The sequence below is a fragment of the Saccharopolyspora sp. NPDC002376 genome, from assembly GCF_053593195.1.
Map to the genome: position 1 here is coordinate 24328 of NZ_JBSFBZ010000007.1, position 16866 is coordinate 41193.

Below are 16866 nucleotides of genomic sequence, written 5' to 3' on the forward strand. Positions count from 1 at the left end.
GTTCCGCAAACAGCTCAGCCCGCAGTGGACGTTCATCCGACATCGTCACGGCGGGAGGAGGCTGTCGTTCCGCCGAAGGGCATCGGGGGCAGGCCGAGTTTCCGGTGGTCCCAGGACCTCGTGCGGTCGACGTGCAGCCGCATGGCGGTGCGCTTGTGGAGCATCGTCTCCACCAGCGGCTTCACCTCTTCGTCGTACGGACCGTGGTAGCGCTCCCACATGTCGACACCGACGTTCCAGAGCGCTTCAGCGTCGTCCACGAGCTCTGCTCGTCCTTCCATCGAAACGCCTCGCAGCACGTCGTAGGTCAGCCCGTCCTCGATGAGCGCGGTGACCCTCGGGTCGCGGCGGATGTTGACGGCCTTCTGCGCCTTGGTCTTGGTTTCGAACCACAGGGCACCGTCGATGACGGCGAACCACATCGCGATCGCGTGCGGGTGGCCTCTCGGGCCGAGCGTGATCAACGTTGCGGTGCGCTGGGTGGACACGAAGGCCGAGATCTCCTCCGGCGTCATCTCGACTTCGGATCGCTGGTTGCGTCCCACTGCTCTCCTCCTAACCGGCGGGTTCGTCGCGGAGTTCGCGGCCGCGGGTCTCGGAGATCAGCAGCACGGCGGTGGTGCTGACTCCGACCGCGACCACGATGATCCAGCTCAGCGGCAGGCTCGATCCTCCCGTGCCGGCCACCAGTGCGGCGGCGACCATCGGGGTGAAACCGGCTCCGAGCAGGCTCGCCAGCTGGTACCCGAGGGACACGCCGGTGTAGCGGACGCGGGTGCCGAACATCTCCGACAGCATCGGGGCCAGCGGCGCGTACATCAGGTTCTGGAAGACCTGGGCGATCACCAGCGCCGCGGTCAGCCCCGTCACCGATCCGGACCCGACGAGCGCGTACATCGGGAAGGCGAAGGCAAAGGCGCCGATCGCCCCCATCATCAGCACCCGCCGCCGCCCGATCCTGTCGGACAGCGCCGAGAACAGCGGGATGCCGACGAGTCCGGTGAGGCTGATCAGCATGTGCGCCCGCATGATGTCCGGCAGCTCGTAGCCCAGCCCGGATGCGTAGGCGACGCTGTGCGAACCGATCAGGGCGGTCAGCGCGAACGGGCCGATGCCCGCCGCGCAGGCGAGCAGCACCGCACGCGGCTTCCTGGGCACCTGTACCAGCGGCATCGGCTCCTGTTCGAGGGCTTTCCCCGCCGCTACGGCTTCCCGGAACAGCGGGCTCTCCGCAACGCTCAGCCGGACGTAGAGCCCGATGATGAGCAGCACTGCGCTGGCCAGGAACGGGATCCGCCAGCCCCACGCCAGGAACTGCTCCTTCGGCAGCAAGGTCACCAGCGCCACCGCTCCGTTGGACAGCAGCGACCCGAGCGTGAGCCCATCTGCATGATCCCCACCCATGCGCCGCGCCGTCGCGGGTCCGCATGCTCGATGACCATCAGCGCGGCGCCGCCGTACTCACCGCCGACCGCGATGCCCTGCACGACGCGCAACAGCACGAGCAGCAGCGGCGCCGTCAGCCCGAGAGTCCCGTAGGTGGGCAGCACGCCGATGAGAACGCTCGCCACCCCCATCAGCAGCATGCTCGTCACCAGGGCCGACTTGCGCCCGAGCCGGTCGCCGAAGTGCCCGAACAGCAGCCCGCCGAGCGGCCGCGCGACGTACCCGGCGGCGAGCGTGCCGAAGGCCGCGATCGTCGAAGTCGCCGGATTCGACGCCGGGAAGTACAAGGTGCCGAAGACCAGTGCGGCCATCGTGCTGTAGAGCAAGAAGTCGGAATACTCGATGACGGTTCCGAGCAAGCCGGAGAACGCCACCCTGCGCACCTGCCGCGCGTGATCGCGCGCGCCGCCGTCCACCTCGGTCTCGGGAGCAGCCGGTTCCTGCCTCGTCATCGACACCACCGCTCTCCAGGCACCTGGATATAACCAAGCGCTTGCTTGTGGCAAGCTACGCACCCGGTCAACCCCGGTCAAGACCTGTCACGTCGCGAGATTTCCCCGTCAGCGCACCGGATTTCACCTCGAACAGGCGTCGGCTCGCGACGGGCCGATCAGCGCGTACGCGCACCGTTGGTGGCTGCCGGTCACCAACGTGGGCCATTGCTGCGGGACCGGGGTGTCCGGCGCGCCGGGCAAGGACATCCCGCTCATTCCCAGAAGGCGCAGCGACCGTCGAGGCAGGTCGCGCGGATCGGGATGTCCCCGATCTCGCCCCGTGGCACGACGTGCGGGTCGACGTCCATGACGACCAGGTCCGCGCGCTTGCCGACCTCCAGCGAACCCACCTCGTGCTCCGCGAACAGCTGCCAGGCGGCGTCGATGGTTTCGGCGCACAACGCGTGCTCGACCGTGGTCCGGAACTGCGGCCCGATCACGCGTCCGCTTCGGCTGGTGCGACTGCCACTGATCCTCTGCGCCGATCTGGCTACCCGCATGCTCGAGCGCCAACGCCGGTGTGCGAATAGCCAGATCGGATTCGCGGAAGTCCAGATATCGACAGCTGACATCTGGTGCACTTCAGATGCCCGGTCGGACCAAGCACGATCAGCGCCGGAGCGGGAGCGAGTGGAGGGTGACGTCAGCAATGGTCACGACGCCCCAGCACTCCTCCGGAGGACCTCGGCCCGCTTAGCAGGTGCGTGTCGATGATCAGCAACAGGCGCATTCGAGAGGTCTCAGCGGGGCCACGGTTGTCGCGCGATTGGACGCAGGGCTTGATCCAGGTGGCGGGAGTCACACATAATCCTGCGTTAACTTCCGTTAACAGCCGGTGGGTCGCTCGACGGGCTGCTCGCCCTCGCGCAGGTCCGGGAGGATGCGGTGAACACGAGCACTGCCCAGTTCAGCCACGCGGTGCGCGCTGAGATCGAGTCATCCTGGCGGCGCGCCATCCTGAGCGGGCTGCGGCCGGAGTCGGCGGTGGACCGGTTGAACATCGCCGAGTTCGACCCCCGCAGCCGACTCCTGATCGCCTCTGCCCCGGTGTTGGACGAGCTCGCCGTTCGGCTGTCCGGCACCACCTTCTGCATCGCGCTCGCCGACAGCGCCTGCCGGATCGTGGATCGCAGATTCACCGATCTGCGCACCGAACTCGCCCTGGACCAGATCAGCGCGGTCCCGGGCGCGCAGTTCACCGAGGAGAACGCCGGAACCAACGCGCTAGGCACGCCGTTCGAAGTCATGCGGGGCGTCACCGTGCACGGGCACGAGCACTTCGTCGAGGCGCTGAAGATGTTCAGCTGCTACGGCCACCCGATACGCAACCCCGTGACCCGGCGAATAGAAGGCGTTCTGGACATCACCGGGGTCGGGCCCGAGGCGAACCCGCTGTTCCCGCCGCTGATGCAACGCGCGGTGGAGGACATCGAGCAGCGATTGTGGGAAGGCGCGCAACAATCCGAGAAGCGGCTGCTGCAAGCTTTCCAGGACGCCGCGCGGCGCCGGTGCCGAGCCGTGGTCGCGTTCGGCGACGAGCTCGTGCTGACCAACCGGGCCGCCCTCGACCTGCTGGAACCGTCCGATCACGCGGTCCTGCGCGACATCACCTCCTCCGCTCCCACCTCCGGAGAGCTCGCGCGCGACCTGGTGCTGGGCTCCGGCGCCCCGGTCGCCCTGCGAGCGCAGAAGGTCGGCGGTACGCAGGACGGGGTTCTCATCGAACTGACTCCCCGCTCCCGATCCCGGGTGCCGCGCGGCCTCACCACCGGATCGCGGCAGTCCACCCTGGACAGTCGACTGAAAGAGCTCCGCACCAGCGGAGAACCAGTGCTCGTCGCGGGCGAACCGGGCACCGGTCGCACCCGTGCCGCGAGGCTCGTCGTCGGCGATCGCGCTGACCTGATCGACGCTGCGGACGTGGTCGTGCTCGGCGAGCGGCAATGGGCCGAACGGCTCGACTCGACGACGGCGGACGCGCTGATCGTCGAACGGATCGAGCTCCTGCCCGATGCGTTGTGCGCACGGCTGGCTCGCAGGCTCGCCGAACGCCCCCGCGTGGTGCTCACCTCCGCACCGCAGGCTGACCTGCACGCCGGAGCCCGCAGCGCTGCCGCCATCTGCCCGACCCGGGTGGACCTGCCTCCCCTGCGCAACCGGGACGACGAGTTCGCCGGGATCGCGCACGCCATGCTCACCGAACTCCGCCCCGGCGCGCGGATCGCACCCAGCGCACTCGAAGCGCTGATCGCGCAGCCGTGGCCGGGAAACCTGCGGGAACTGCAGGGAGTTCTCCGCGCGAGCGCCGAACATCGCACAGCCGGTGATATCACCATCCGCGATCTGCCGGCCGCCTACCGCACGACCAGCCGCACCGCCCGGCTGACCGGCAGGGAACGCGCTGAACGCGACGCCATCGCCGAGGCGCTGCGAGTCACGGACGGCAACAAGGTGCACGCCGCTCAACGCCTGGGGATCAGCCGCACCACCCTCTACAGCCGGATGCGCACCTTCGGGCTGCCCCGCTGAAAACCTGTTTTTGAACTCGTTTTGCGTGCCGGTGCGGGTAGCGGAACCTCAGCGCCCGCCTGGACTGCGGGTGCCCGGACTTATTTTGTATGCCAATACGCGGCGTCAGGGCCGTCCTCGCCAGGCGGGCGCTGAGAACCCGCGGCGGTGCGAGTTGCGAGGGTGGGCTATGCGCCTTCGGCGCATCAAAGGCAAAGGATCAAAAACAGGCACTGAGGTGTTCAGAAGTTGAACAGTTGACCACCCGATCCGGTAGCGATCATTGATCGGCGGGGTGCGGATCTTCTAAGCGCACCGATGGCCGGGGGATCGCGGCCGATTCGGTGCGGATCAACCGGCACGAGCCCCCGGCGTTCGGCGGTTCCGAGCAGCCAGCCCGGGGAGTGAATTGGGATCGACCTGCACCAAGACCGAGGCAGTCGCGCTGTGATCGGAGGCCGGAATTGAAGACGAAGGCGGCAGTGCTCCGGGACGTCGGCAAACCCTTCGAGATCGTCGAACTCGACCTGGACGGCCCGCGCGAAGGCGAGGTGCTGATCAAGTACACCGCGGCCGGGCTGTGCCATTCCGACCTGCACCTCACCGACGGCGACCTACCACCGCGCTTCCCCATCGTCGGCGGCCACGAGGGCGCCGGGATCATCGAAGAGGTCGGCCCCGGCGTCACCAAGGTCAAGCCGGGCGACCACGTGGTGTGCAGCTTCATCCCCAACTGCGGCACCTGCCGCTACTGCTCGACAGGTCGGCAGAACCTCTGCGACATGGGCGCGACCATCCTGGCGGGCTCAATGCCCGACGGGTCGTTCCGGTTCCACTCCGACGGCGAGGACATCGGCGCGATGTGCATGCTCGGTACGTTCTCCGAGCGGGCCACCATCTCGCAGCACTCGGTGGTCAAGGTCGACGACTGGCTGCCGCTGGAGACCGCGGTCGTGGTCGGCTGCGGGGTGCCCAGCGGATGGGGCACCGCGGTCAACGCGGGCAACGTCCGTGCTGGTGACACCGTGATCATCTACGGCATCGGCGGGCTCGGCATCAACGCCGTGCAGGGCGCGTTGCAGGCCGGGGCGAAGTACGTCGTCGTGGTCGATCCGCTGGAGTTCAAGCGGGAGAAGGCGCTGGAGTTCGGCGCCACGCACGCCTTCGCCGACGCCGACGAAGCGCAGGCCAAGGTCACCGAGCTGACCTGGGGCCAGGGCGCGGACGCGGCGCTGATCCTGGTCGGCACGGTCGACGAGGCCGTGGTGGCCAGCGCGACCGCTGCGATCGGCAAAGGCGGCACCGTGGTCATCACCGGCCTGGCCGACCCGACCAAGCTCACCGTGCACGTCTCCGGCGCCGACCTGACGCTGAACGAGAAGATCATCAAGGGCACGCTGTTCGGCTCGTCCAACCCGCAGTACGACATCGTGCGGCTGCTGCGCCTCTACGACGCCGGCCAGCTCAAGCTCGACGAGCTGATCACGACCCGATACACCCTGGATCAGGTCAACCAGGGCTACCAAGACCTCCGCGACGGCAAGAACATCCGCGGCGTGATCGTTCACGACTGAGGGGGCCGAGCGGACCAGACGGGGGCCGGGTACTGAAGCGCCCGACCTAACGGGGGCAGGGCTCGCCGCGTGGCAACAGCCGCACGGCGAGCCCGCCATTTTCCGGCGACGTTCAGCAACCGCATCCCCTGGTGCTGCACCGGAGCGATCAGCTGCGCTGCGCCCTATCCTCGGCGCTGGAGGTGTGAGGGCGCCTGGTGGCCCCCGCGGTCTTCAAAACCGACGTGGCCGAGCACCTCGGCCAGGCGGGTTCGATTCCCGTCCACCTCCGCCAAATCCGGCAGCAGTGGCCGTGCGCAGGGCATGCTTTAGCCTGGGCCGGTGGAGATCGTCCTGCGGGGCGCGGCGTGACCGGTTGGTCCGACCTGTCGCCGATGTTCACCTGGCGGAAGTCCCAGCAGCACCTGCTGGAGCTGTCCTCGCACGTGACCGATCGGCGGTGGCACCTGTGCGCCCCGCCCGGTTCCGGCAGAACGCTCGTGGAGCTCGAGCTGGCCCGCCGCCTCGGCCTACGCACACTCGTCCTGTCTCCCACCACCGCCATCCGCAACCAGTGGCGCAGTTCCGTCGCGCTGTTCGGCGCTGATCCGGACACCTTCGCCAGCACCAGCCTCGACGGTCCGGCGCAGCTGCACTCGGTCACCTACCAACTGCTGTTGACCGCGTTGTGCGAATCGCAGAAATCCACACGCCCTGACTCGTGCGGGTTCCCGGAACCCACCTGATCCGCGCGGGCACGCCGGAAGCCACCGAGCTGACCCTGCGCGCAGCCAGCGAACGACCGCACCAGATCGTGCGCACCCTGCACTGGAGCAATCCCCGCTAGCGCATCAGAGCGCAGGGCGTCCGGGGAATCCGGGCGGGGTGATGATGTAGGCGACGCCACCGGAGCCGCTGGCCTCCTTGCCGTCGGCGTCGTGGCGTTTGGTGCGCAGCCAGACGTTCTCGAACTGCTTGCGCGGGTAGACGTTGCGCACGGCGGCGTCGTCTGAGGAAGCGGGGTCGTTGACGACGATGTCGCCGTCCTCGGTGAACCCGACGACGACCATGAGGTGACCTTCGGTGCCGTAACCAGCGCCGTCGAGCTCGTCGGCGCGGAACGACTGCGAGGTGATCAGCGGAATTCCGCTGCGGATGTACTGCTCGGCATCGGCCAGCGAACGCAGTCGGGTGATCCGCGCTTCCAAGCCGTAGGAGGCGGCGTAAGCGGCGTTGAACGACCAGTTCCCGGTTCCGTCGTAGGCGTAGTCGAAGGTCTGCCGGGCGGCGTGGTCGACGACGGGGTCCGGGTGGTTCGGCTCGATCCAGGAGAGGTCCTGCTCGGACGGGCGCTTCCCCCAGTACTCGACGACCATCTCCGTCGAGGTCGGGCTGCACCACGCCTCGCCGCCACCGCCGAACTGCGGGAAGTGTCCCTTGTGGATGTTCTGGGAGTAGCGCGGCACCGGGAGTTCGACGCCCCACGCCCCGCCGGATCCCGAGATCGGAACCTCGAACCTGTCGGGAATCGCTGAAGCCATCGCGCCCAGCAGCGACACCGAGGGCGACGTGGACGTCCCGGTGGCGCGGTAGAGGGTGACGCGCAGTTGGTACCCGGACAGCTCCTCGCCCGGGCTCGCGGTGAAGGTGTCCACGTCGACGGACCCGTTGGCGTCGGATTGCCCGCCTACGCTCGTGCGCTTGATGTCGGCGTCCCCCGAAGCCCACTGACCCAGCACGTACCAGCCGGTCTCGGCCCCGCCGGCGGTGTGTCCCCGCATCTCTACCTGCACCCAGGTCCCCGGCGGAGTCGACGCGTTCCACGAGGCCACCAGCTGGGTCGCGCCGAAGTCGAGCGGATGCATAGGCGAGGTCCACCGGGCGAAGTCGTACTCGCGCTCCTCACCATCGGGTGACAGATGCAAGACGGTGTCGAGCGGCTCGTCGATCCGGATGGAGTCCCCGTCGACTGCGGTCCCCTCCGCGGTTCCCTCCTGAAAGTCCAGGCCCGAGCTCCACTCGTGGAAGTCGATGTCCGCCTTCTCCGCGGCCGGGCCGCAACCGACCACTGCCAGCACCAACGCACTCACGACAACGGTGAGCGCCCAGCCACGGATCACCCTGCGCACCTGCATGCTGACACCCGATCGCCTTACCGCGTCTCGGCGGCATCTCCCGATGTGTTCGCAGACCAGGTTCGCACACTTCCCAGCTCCACGGGGACGCTTGGGAAACCGCGGAGCCATCGACGTTCCGCAGTGGTCAAATCAAGCATTCGACCTGCGGTTTCACACCTCGCTGAACTCACCCCGCCAGCCCAGCCGTGCTGATCTTGTGCCGGGTTGTTCGCAGCTGCCTCGAACGAATGGGCTGCGGGGAATCTGGGCGATCGGGCGCACGGGAACACCACCGACCACAGCTGCGGAGGACCGCCATGACAGCAAGCCGGATGCGAAGCCGCATCGCCGCCGCTTCCCTCTCCCTGGGCCTGAGCATCGCCTGGGTCTCCATCCCACCCGCGGCCGCCGACGTCCCGCCACCGGACGAGGGCTGGACGCTGACCTTCGGCGACGACTTCACCGGTGACGCGGGCAGCCCGCCGTCGCCGGACTGGATCATCGACACCGGCACCTCCTACCCGGGCGGCCCGGACAACTGGGGCACCGGCGAGATCCAGACCTACACCGACGACGCGGCCAACATCGCCCAGGACGGCAACGGGAACCTGCAGATCACCCCGCTGCGCGATGACGCCGGGAACTGGACCTCAGCGCGGATCGAGACGCAGCGGGCCGATTTCAAGGCCGCCGAAGGTGGCGCGGTCCGCATCGAAGCGCGCCTGCAGGTCCCCAACACCACCGGTGACGCTGCGCTCGGCTACTGGCCGGCGTTCTGGGCACTGGGCTCGCCCTACCGCGAGAACTACTGGAACTGGCCGGGAATCGGCGAGTTCGACATGATGGAGAACGTCAACGGCAAGAACGAGACGCACGGCGTCCTGCACTGCGACGTCAGCCCCGGCGGTTCGTGCAACGAAACCACGGGCATCGGCGGCAGCAGCCCCTGCCCCGGCGAGACCTGCCAAGCCGGATTCCACACCTACCGCTTCGAGTGGGACCGCACTGGCGACACCGAGGAACTGCGCTGGTACGTCGACGGCCAGCAGTTCCACTCGGTGCGCGAATCCCAGATCGACCCGGCCGCCTGGCAGAACATGACCTCGCACGACGGCTACTTCCTGCTGCTCAACCTGGCGATGGGCGGGGCGTTCCCGGACGGGGACGCGGGTTTCACCACTCCGACCGCGGCCACCGAACCCGGCCACCCGATGCTGGTCGACTACGTCGCCGTCTACAACCGCTGACCGGACAACGGACCTCTCCGACCGCCTGGCCGGAGAGGTCCGGCGAGTCAGGGGCTTTGCACGACTGCGAACGGCTGAGGTTGGTACGAGCCGCCCGTGCTGCCGGTGCCGACCAAGCGACCGTCCGGGAGCTCGGCAGCGTTGCCGAGAGCACCGTCCTGCGGTCCGTCGACCTGCTGCCACGAGGTCCCGTCGTAGCGCAGCAGCGCGTCAGGCGCGAGGTTCCACAGCGCGCCACCAGCCGGCACGAGCTTTCCGAGCTTGCTGACCGGCACCGGCGGATCCTGCCGGCTCCACTGCGCCCCGTCCCAGTGCATCAGGATCGGCTGACTGGACTCGGGGGGTGTCGTAGGGCGTCTGGGTGGCCGAGATCCAGACGTTATCCGGCCGGAAGGCAGCGACATCGTGCACCGTGATGTAGTCGGATTCCGTCGTGTCCACCGGCGGCACCGGAACGTGGCTCCACTGCAAGCCGTCCCAGTGCATCGACACGATCTGGTGCGGCCGCTGACCTGTCGTTCCGGCCATCCAGATGTCATCCGGCGCGGCGCCACCGATGCTGGCGAAGAGCTGCTCGTCGGCCTCGGGCGGCAGTGCAACGCCCTGCCAACCACCGTCGACCCACCGCACCGCGAAGCTCCGCGAAATCGGGTCCTGGCCGTCGCGATAAGCGTTCCCGATGGCCCACACATCGGGTCCGACCGCGGCAACGTCACTGGGAGAGACGCGCGGAGCGTCCGGCACCTCCACCGGAACCTCGGTCCACGCCTTCCCGTCCCAGTGCATCGTCGCACCTTGGCTGACCTTGGTGAACGAGCTGACCGCCCAGGCGTTGTCAGGACCGGTCACCGCGGAGGAAACGATCTGCCCGATGTTCGGAACCGCCACCTCGACCCAACGCCCGCTCTCCTCCCGACGAAAACCCTGCGCGGTAACCGACGTCGGCGATCCGGGCGGGCTGTAACTACCAAGAGCCCAGGTAGCGCCTCCCCCACTGGACACGGTGCTCACGTAGGACGCCATGTCCGGCAGCCCCGGAAACTCCTCCCGACTCCAAGTGCCCTCGGCCAACGCCGTCCCCGCAACACCCACAACGGCAACCACCGCCGCGGCGACCGCAACGCCACTCCTCACCATCAAAACCCCTCAGCCGACGAACCCGTGCCCCCACAAGACGCCAACAGAACCGATCAGGTTGCCCCCGAACATCAATCGAGCACCGACGGAAGTTCTCGCCGGTCTCGATAGCCTCGGCGCGCGGACTTGCCAATGCTTTGCGAAGTCATGGGTGGCCTTGCCGAGGTACGAGGTGGTGACCAGCACGCCTGTACCGGCCTTCTTGTCCTCCATCACACCCCACAGCGCCCGCGCTGCATCGGCAGGAACCAGTTTGGTGTAACGCTTGGCCTGAATGACCGATAGACCGCCCATGATCGGAATCTTGTCGCCAGCAGGTCCCACTTCAGCCGGACTCAACTGATGGCTCTGCCGAACTGCTTCCCTTTCCGGACGATACGATTCGTGGTCGGCTGGTGGCGATGAGTTGATCGGAGCTGGGGTTGGCGCGACTAGGGGATGCCAGGCGGGCTGGGGTTGTCGAGTTCTGGCAGACGGTTGAGATGTTCAGCCCGCAGAAGGTCGACAAGGTCGCTCGTGAGCAGGACGTGTTCGCCGTGCGGCCGGACCAGCTGTTGCCGTGGGATCCCGACCACGAGCTCGCGCGGCGGCGGCTGCGGTCGGACCAGGTGTGGCAGCACGTCGTGTACCTGGGGATCTACCAGCTGGACAAGGTCTTCGAGGTGCTGTCACGGGTCTTCGAACCGGATGCGGACAGCTACGACGAGCGCCCTGCTGGGGAGAGCGCCATCGCCGCGTTCCTCGTCGGCGAGGACGGACGCGCCATCCTCGACTCCGAGGTGCTGTCGAGTTGCGCTTGGGCCACTGGGAAGGTGTTCCAGGAGGCAGCCGGCAGCCGAGACTTGCTGGCCGACTTCCAGGACGCCACGCTCGATTTCGGTGAAGCGTTGCGGGACGTGGTCACCGACGAGCACAGCTCCCCGCAAGGTGCTCCGTCCAAACAAGTTCCGCGAATGCTGGACGCCGACGACCTCGCCGAGTGCCTCGCCAGCGCGGTGGCTGCCGCCGGAACCGATGCCGCCCTGCCGACCACCGAGATCCGCATCAGCAGCAGGGCCGTGTCCCAGCGCAAGGCCGATGCCGTCGCCAGTCACGACTTCCTCAACAGCCACATCATGAACGACCTAGCCCTGGTCGCCGAACGCACGGCGAAGGGAGACATCGGCACCGCGCTGCACGAGTACCTGCGGCCTGAGGCCGAAATCCCCACCACTCGGCGGATCGACGTCCGGGAGCGGATCGACACCGCGCTCGCAGCCACCTCTCCGGACGCTGTCCCAGCTGGTCGTTGGCCCAGCCTCCCGGAGCACGCGCTTGCGCTCAACCAGCAGTTGGCGGTGAGCACCGCGGTCTCAATGCCAGGCGACGGCCTCATGGGCGTCAACGGCCCGCCCGGCACAGGTAAGACCACGATGCTCCGCGACCTCATCGCTGCTCTGGTGGTGGAGCGGGCTGAACTGCTGGCGTCGCTGTCCAGCCCTCAGAAGGCGTTCACCGGCGAGCAGATGCGTTGGGCCACTGGGCAATACACCCGGGTCATCAGCGAGTGGCGCCCCGAACTCACCGGCTTCGAGATCGTGGTTGCCTCGGCGAACAACGGCGCGGTGCAGAACGTCACCGACGAAATCCCGGCTGCCGACGCCATCGACGAGTCGTGGCAGGAACAAGCTGCCGCACTGGACTACTTCCCCGCAATCGCCACTGCGCTGCTTGCACCCGACTCCGAGGCCAAGAATCGGCAGAGCGCTGACGAGCCGGTGAGTCACGACGGCTGGGCAGCGATCGCGGCACGGCTCGGCAACAAGGGCAACCGCAGCCGCTTCACCAACGCCTTCTGGTTCCACAAACCGGACGAGCGAGCCGATGACAACCCCTGGTTCGGCCTGTTGACGATTCTCAAGAACTACGAGCAGACCGCCCCAGAGCAGTCGTGGGCCGATGCCGTTGGTGCTTTCCGAGACACCTCGAAGAAGGTGGAAACCCTCCGCTCCGAGAGATCTGCCGTCTACCGGACGGTCGAGCGCCGGGCGCAGGTGGAAGCCGAGCTGGTCGACTTGCGGAGCTCGGTGTCCGAGGCGGTTGGGCTAGTGGAAGCAGCCAAGCAGCGCCGCGACACCGCGGTCCTCGTCGAACGCCAGCAGCTGGACGAAGCCGATCGATTCGCCCGAGCACGTCGAGCCGAGGCCGAGCAAGCCGCCCGCAGGCGCAGAGATGATGCGGCACGGGTGCTCCACGAACGACAAGCAGCGGCTGAACGGAACGGCCAAGGCCGAAGCGTTGAGAACGGCCACACAATCCGGTCGTGGGAAGCCGAGCTGGGGCGTCGGTGGCAGGTCCACGCCCAGCACCAGCAGTCCCGGCCGGGGTTCTGGGAACAACTGCTGACCTTCGGCGGAGCGGGCAAGCGGTGGTTGCAGCAGGACGTGTGGCTGACCACCGAAGTGCGCTCCGCCGAGCAGAAACTGCACGATGCACAGCAGGAAGTGACTGCGGCGCAACGAGAAGTGGAAGCCGCCCGACGGGCAGTCGTCGACGCCAAGAAAGAACTGGACGCAGCCGAGCACGTCCTGGAAGTCGGCGTCCCCACACCGGTGGTCACCTACGAACCGCTCGTCGCAGCGCGGCGAGATGTTGCGCTAGCCGAGCAGGAAATCGCCAGCGCCGCGAGCGCCCAGGCCGAAGCCGAGGCAGCGTTGCGTGGTGGCGAGTCCCAACTCGCCAGGCTCGACGACCAGCTCGACCAAGCAGCCGGTTTTCTCGGTCGGCACTACCCCGACGAAACGTGGTGGAACGACCGCGAGCGCCGGGAGCTAGCCGCGCTGTGGACCGATCCGGAGTGGAACACCGCCCGCAGCGAACTCTTCCTCGCCGCCCTAGCGCTGCACAAGGCATTCCTGCAGCACGCCCCCACCGAGATGCGCCGAAACCTGCAAGCCGCCATGGACGTTGTCGGCGGCGGCGCACCCTCAGATGCCCCGGAAGAGGCAGTTCTCGCCGCGTGGCAGAGCTTGTTCTTCGTGGTGCCCGTTGTCTCCACCACCTTCGCCTCCTACTCCCGGTTGTTCAGCCACCTCGGCAAGGAAGCGCTCGGGTGGCTGCTCATCGACGAGGCCGGGCAGGCGACCCCGCAGAACGCGGTCGGAGCGCTGTGGCGAACCCAGCGCGCCATCGTCGTCGGCGACCCGCTGCAGCTGGAACCGATCACCACCCTGCCCTTCCGCGCGGAGCAGGCTATCCGCAACGAACACGATGTCGACGAACAGTGGTCGCCCAGCCGCACCTCCGTCCAGCGCATCGCCGACCGCCTCACCCCGCTCGGCACAGAGCTGCCGGACGACGACGGAATGACTTGGGTCGGTGTTCCGCTGACCGTCCACCGACGTTGTGACCAGCCGATGTTCGACATCGTCAACGCCGTCGCCTACGACGGCCTCATGATCAACGGGACCGGCAGCGCTGCGGGGGAGCGTTTCGAAACTGCTTACCCGACGCTCCCCGAATCGAAGTGGATCGACGTGGCCAGCAGCAACGCCCAAGGCCACTGGATCCCGGACGAGGGCAAGCAACTCGACCACATCCTCGGCGTCCTCGCGGGCCTCGACTTCGACATGTCCGGGGTCATGGCGATCGGCCCGTTCCGCGACATCGCACGCCAGCTCGCGGCCCGGTCACGACGGCATCCGGGGCTGGTCGCCGGCACCGTCCACACCGCACAGGGCAAGCAGGCGGACATCGTCATCGCCGTGCTCGGCAGCAAACCCGACAGCCCGGGTGCCCGCCGGTGGGCCGCGAGCAAACCCAACTTGCTCAACGTCGCGGTCAGCCGGGCCAAACGCCGCCTTTACGTCATCGGGGACAGAAGTGCCTGGTCAGTGCAACGCCATTTCGACGTCCTGGCAGCCAACCTGCCGCACGCCACTCCCCGTCTCCCCGACCGGTAGACACACCACGAGCAGCACTGTGATCAGGGGCATAGGGGTTTGCGGGGTGATTCGGTCGAAGTCGCGGTTGGCCGGGTGATGGGTTTGCTAACGTCGTTGTCGAAGTCCTAGTAGTCGGCGGGGGTTCACGGTGGGTTTGTTCGACAAGGTCCGCGGCGAGTTCATCGACATCATCGACTGGACCGATGACAGTCGCGACACCATCGTCTGGCGGTTTCCCCGCCACGAGAACGAGATCAAGATGGGCGCCAAGCTGACAGTGCGCGAGTCGCAGGCAGCCGTCTTCGTCAACGAGGGGCAGGTCGCCGACGCCTTCCCGCCCGGTATGTACACGCTCGACACGCAGAACATGCCGGTCCTGTCCACCATCAAGGGCTGGAAGTACGGCTTCAACTCGCCGTTCAAGGCCGAGGTGTACTTCGTCAACACCCGGCAGTTCACCGACCTCAAGTGGGGCACCCAGAACCCGGTCATCGTGCGCGACCCGGAGTTCGGCATGGTCCGGCTGCGGGCCTTCGGCGGTTACGCGCTGCGAGTGATCGAGCCGGTGGCGCTGCTGCGCGAACTCGCCGGAACCGACCCGGCGTTCCGCACCGAAGAGGTCTCCGAGCACCTTCGCCAGATGATCATCGGCAAGCTCGGGCCGGCGCTGGCCGCCTCCGGCGTGCCGATGCTCGACCTGGTCACCCAGCAGGGGCAGATCGGCGAGCGGATCGCCAACGCGCTGAACCTGGAACTGCGCCCGCTGGGCATCGAGATCTCGCGGTTCATCATCGAGAACGTCTCGGTGCCGCCCGAGGTCGAGGCCATGATCGACAAGCGGACCCAGATGGGCATCGCAGGCGACCTCAACCAGTACTCGCAGTTCCAGGCCGCCAACGCGATGGAGAAGGCCGCGCAGAACGACGGCGGCGCTGGTGCCGGCATGGGCATGGGGATGGGCATGGCGCTCGGTCAGCAGGCCGCGGCCGCCGCTCACCAGCCCGCGCCGCAGCAGGGAGCACCGGCTGGTCCGCCGCCGCTGCCGCAGCAGGACCAGTGGTACCTCGGCGCGAACGGCCAGCAGCTCGGCCCGTTCGGCTTCTCCGCGCTCGGCCAGCAGATCTCCAGCGGCACGCTGACCGCGGACACCCTGGTGTGGAAGCAGGGCATGCCGTCGTGGGTGGCCGCGCGCCAGGTTCCGGAGCTCAACTCCCTGTTCGGCCAGGTGCCGCCGCCGCTGCCGCCGCAAGCCTGAGCCGGAGGGGAACCCGATGTCCAACCCGCACGGCGGAAGCCCGGCCGCGTCGGCCACCTATCCCTGCGGTGGCTGCGGCGCCCGCCTCGAGTTCACGCCCGGCACGAACGTGCTGCAGTGCCCCTACTGCGGGTTCCGGCAGGAGATCCAGGCCAGCGGCCAGCAGATCCGGGAGATCGCGATCGAGGAGCTGGGCTCGCTGCCCCGCAAACCGGTCGGCCAGCTCGCCCCGTACACGCTGGTCTGCCAGCGCTGTTCTGCGCAGACGGAGACCACCGCGACCGCGGGCTTGTGCCAGTTCTGCGGTTCGCCGCTGGTGCTGGATCCCAACGCGACCGGGCAGATCATCCCCGAGGGCGTGCTGCCGTTCATGGTGGACCACAACGGCATTCGGACTTCACTGGGCAAGTGGGTGTCGTCGCGGTGGTTCGCGCCGAACGCGTTCAAGAGGGTGGTCAGCGCCGAGTCGACCAAGGGCACCTACATGCCGCACTGGACCTACGACTCGGACACTTTCTCCCACTACCGCGGTCAGCGGGGCGTGCACTACTACGTCACCACGCGGGACAGCAACGGCAACACCCGGACGGAGCGCCGGACCCGCTGGTACAGCGTGAGCGGTCAGGTGTCCCGCGCGTTCGACGACGTCCTGGTGCCTGCCAGCATGGTGCTCCCGGTCGACAAGGTGGACTCGCTCGCTCCGTGGCCGCTGCCCGAGGCCCAACCCTTCCAGCAGCAGTACCTGGCCGGTTACTACGCGCTGCGCTACGACGTGGAACCCGAGAACGGGCTCGACGAGGCCAAATCGCGGATGTCGAAGGTGCTCCAGGAGGACTGCCGGCGCGACATCGGCGGCGACACGCAGCGCGTCAACGCGGTGAACACCAACTTCACCAACATCACGTTCAAGCTGATGCTGCTGCCGATCTGGGTCGCGACCTACATGTACGCGGGCAAGAGCTGGCAAATCCTGATCAACGGCCGCACCGGCGAGATCCAGGGCGAACGCCCGTACAGCAAGGTCAAGATCGCCCTCGCGGTCATCGCCGCCCTGATCGCCCTGATGATCATGTTCCTCGTCTTCGGCAACAACCACCATTGACCGTGATCAACGGATTCATCTCCCGCTGATCACGTCCCTGATCGCACCTCCAGGTATCCGGAAAAGCCGTTCCCCGATTGGGAA

At 67.6% G+C, this 16866-nt stretch carries 16 protein-coding genes and 1 tRNA gene; 9 read left to right on the forward strand and 8 right to left on the reverse strand.

The window, feature by feature from the left end; all coding sequences use genetic code 11:
• Positions 1-32: 32 nt before the first annotated feature.
• From ACWCO2_RS07565 to ACWCO2_RS07580, 4 genes are all read right to left on the reverse strand, one after another.
• Positions 33-545 carry a pyridoxamine 5'-phosphate oxidase family protein gene (locus tag ACWCO2_RS07565; protein ID WP_450126886.1) on the reverse strand — a complete coding sequence of 171 codons (513 nt, stop codon included), beginning with the start codon at positions 543-545 and terminating at the stop codon, positions 33-35.
• Between the two features lie 10 nt (positions 546-555).
• A complete protein-coding gene (locus tag ACWCO2_RS07570) occupies positions 556-1404 on the reverse strand; it encodes an MFS transporter (RefSeq protein ID WP_450126887.1) in 849 nt (282 codons plus the stop codon).
• Complete coding sequence (locus ACWCO2_RS07575; RefSeq protein WP_450126888.1) at positions 1335-1898, reverse strand: MFS transporter; 564 nt, start codon at positions 1896-1898, stop codon at positions 1335-1337. The genes ACWCO2_RS07570 and ACWCO2_RS07575 overlap by 70 nt, the downstream gene beginning before the upstream one ends.
• Before the next feature lie 254 nt (positions 1899-2152).
• A complete protein-coding gene (locus ACWCO2_RS07580; protein WP_450126889.1) occupies positions 2153-2440 on the reverse strand; it encodes an amidohydrolase family protein in 288 nt (95 codons plus the stop codon).
• Between the two features lie 385 nt (positions 2441-2825).
• Here ACWCO2_RS07580 and ACWCO2_RS07585 point away from each other — a divergent pair, with 385 nt between their 5' ends.
• From ACWCO2_RS07585 to ACWCO2_RS07605, 5 genes are all read left to right on the forward strand, one after another.
• Positions 2826-4469 carry a sigma-54-dependent Fis family transcriptional regulator gene (locus ACWCO2_RS07585; protein ID WP_450126890.1) on the forward strand — a complete coding sequence of 548 codons (1644 nt, stop codon included), beginning with the start codon at positions 2826-2828 and terminating at the stop codon, positions 4467-4469.
• 443 nt (positions 4470-4912) lie between these two features.
• Entirely contained in the window at positions 4913-6022 is a 1110-nt protein-coding gene (locus tag ACWCO2_RS07590) for an NDMA-dependent alcohol dehydrogenase (RefSeq protein WP_450126891.1), read from the forward strand.
• A 178-nt stretch (positions 6023-6200) separates the two neighbouring features.
• Positions 6201-6296: transfer RNA gene (locus tag ACWCO2_RS07595), tRNA-Sec, on the forward strand.
• 73 nt (positions 6297-6369) lie between these two features.
• A complete protein-coding gene (locus tag ACWCO2_RS07600) occupies positions 6370-6747 on the forward strand; it encodes a DEAD/DEAH box helicase family protein (protein ID WP_450126892.1) in 378 nt (125 codons plus the stop codon).
• Positions 6723-6848, forward strand: a complete 126-nt coding sequence (locus tag ACWCO2_RS07605; RefSeq protein WP_450126893.1) for a hypothetical protein — start codon at positions 6723-6725, stop codon at positions 6846-6848. The genes ACWCO2_RS07600 and ACWCO2_RS07605 overlap by 25 nt, the downstream gene beginning before the upstream one ends.
• A 4-nt stretch (positions 6849-6852) precedes the next feature.
• Here ACWCO2_RS07605 and ACWCO2_RS07610 read toward each other — a convergent pair whose 3' ends face one another.
• The gene (locus ACWCO2_RS07610; protein ID WP_450126894.1) at positions 6853-8136 is read right to left on the reverse strand and encodes a C39 family peptidase; all 1284 of its coding nucleotides are present in this window, start codon (positions 8134-8136) and stop codon (positions 6853-6855) included.
• Between the two features lie 299 nt (positions 8137-8435).
• Between ACWCO2_RS07610 and ACWCO2_RS07615 the strand changes: the two genes are divergently transcribed.
• Positions 8436-9365 (forward strand): glycoside hydrolase family 16 protein, encoded by a 930-nt coding sequence (locus ACWCO2_RS07615; protein WP_450126895.1) that lies wholly within the window; start codon positions 8436-8438, stop codon positions 9363-9365.
• A gap of 47 nt (positions 9366-9412) precedes the next feature.
• Here ACWCO2_RS07615 and ACWCO2_RS07620 read toward each other — a convergent pair whose 3' ends face one another.
• The 3 genes from ACWCO2_RS07620 to ACWCO2_RS07630 are packed head-to-tail and all read right to left on the reverse strand — an operon-like array spanning position 9413 to position 10796.
• Positions 9413-9640: a hypothetical protein gene (locus ACWCO2_RS07620; RefSeq protein WP_450126896.1), complete on the reverse strand. Its 228-nt coding sequence runs from the start codon at positions 9638-9640 to the stop codon at positions 9413-9415.
• Entirely contained in the window at positions 9576-10502 is a 927-nt protein-coding gene (locus tag ACWCO2_RS07625; protein WP_450126897.1) for a hypothetical protein, read from the reverse strand. Before ACWCO2_RS07625 ends, ACWCO2_RS07620 begins: the two co-directional genes overlap by 65 nt.
• Before the next feature lie 9 nt (positions 10503-10511).
• A complete protein-coding gene (locus ACWCO2_RS07630; protein WP_450126898.1) occupies positions 10512-10796 on the reverse strand; it encodes a restriction endonuclease in 285 nt (94 codons plus the stop codon).
• A 188-nt stretch (positions 10797-10984) separates the two neighbouring features.
• On the opposite strand from ACWCO2_RS07630, the gene ACWCO2_RS07635 reads away from it, so the two are divergent.
• The 3 genes from ACWCO2_RS07635 to ACWCO2_RS07645 all read left to right on the forward strand — a co-directional run bounded on the left by ACWCO2_RS07635 (position 10985) and on the right by ACWCO2_RS07645 (position 16782).
• The gene (locus tag ACWCO2_RS07635) at positions 10985-14443 is read left to right on the forward strand and encodes an AAA domain-containing protein (RefSeq protein ID WP_450126899.1); all 3459 of its coding nucleotides are present in this window, start codon (positions 10985-10987) and stop codon (positions 14441-14443) included.
• A gap of 130 nt (positions 14444-14573) precedes the next feature.
• Positions 14574-15680: an SPFH domain-containing protein gene (locus ACWCO2_RS07640; RefSeq protein WP_450126900.1), complete on the forward strand. Its 1107-nt coding sequence runs from the start codon at positions 14574-14576 to the stop codon at positions 15678-15680.
• A 16-nt stretch (positions 15681-15696) separates the two neighbouring features.
• Positions 15697-16782, forward strand: a complete 1086-nt coding sequence (locus ACWCO2_RS07645; protein ID WP_450126901.1) for a hypothetical protein — start codon at positions 15697-15699, stop codon at positions 16780-16782.
• Positions 16783-16866: the final 84 nt, after the last annotated feature.

Bases quoted from the DNA above. Each gene is read 5' to 3' on its own strand.
- ACWCO2_RS07615 (WP_450126895.1), top strand. From the start codon at position 8,436: ATGACAGCAAGCCGGATGCGAAGCCGCATCGCCGCCGCTTCCCTCTCC.
- ACWCO2_RS07575 (WP_450126888.1), bottom strand. From the start codon at position 1,898: ATGACGAGGCAGGAACCGGCTGCTCCCGAGACCGAGGTGGACGGCGGC.
- ACWCO2_RS07645 (WP_450126901.1), top strand. From the start codon at position 15,697: ATGTCCAACCCGCACGGCGGAAGCCCGGCCGCGTCGGCCACCTATCCC.
- ACWCO2_RS07635 (WP_450126899.1), top strand. From the start codon at position 10,985: ATGTTCAGCCCGCAGAAGGTCGACAAGGTCGCTCGTGAGCAGGACGTG.
- ACWCO2_RS07625 (WP_450126897.1), bottom strand. From the start codon at position 10,502: ATGGTGAGGAGTGGCGTTGCGGTCGCCGCGGCGGTGGTTGCCGTTGTG.
- ACWCO2_RS07630 (WP_450126898.1), bottom strand. From the start codon at position 10,796: ATGGGCGGTCTATCGGTCATTCAGGCCAAGCGTTACACCAAACTGGTT.
- ACWCO2_RS07570 (WP_450126887.1), bottom strand. From the start codon at position 1,404: ATGGGTGGGGATCATGCAGATGGGCTCACGCTCGGGTCGCTGCTGTCC.
- ACWCO2_RS07580 (WP_450126889.1), bottom strand. From the start codon at position 2,440: ATGCGGGTAGCCAGATCGGCGCAGAGGATCAGTGGCAGTCGCACCAGC.
- ACWCO2_RS07610 (WP_450126894.1), bottom strand. From the start codon at position 8,136: ATGCAGGTGCGCAGGGTGATCCGTGGCTGGGCGCTCACCGTTGTCGTG.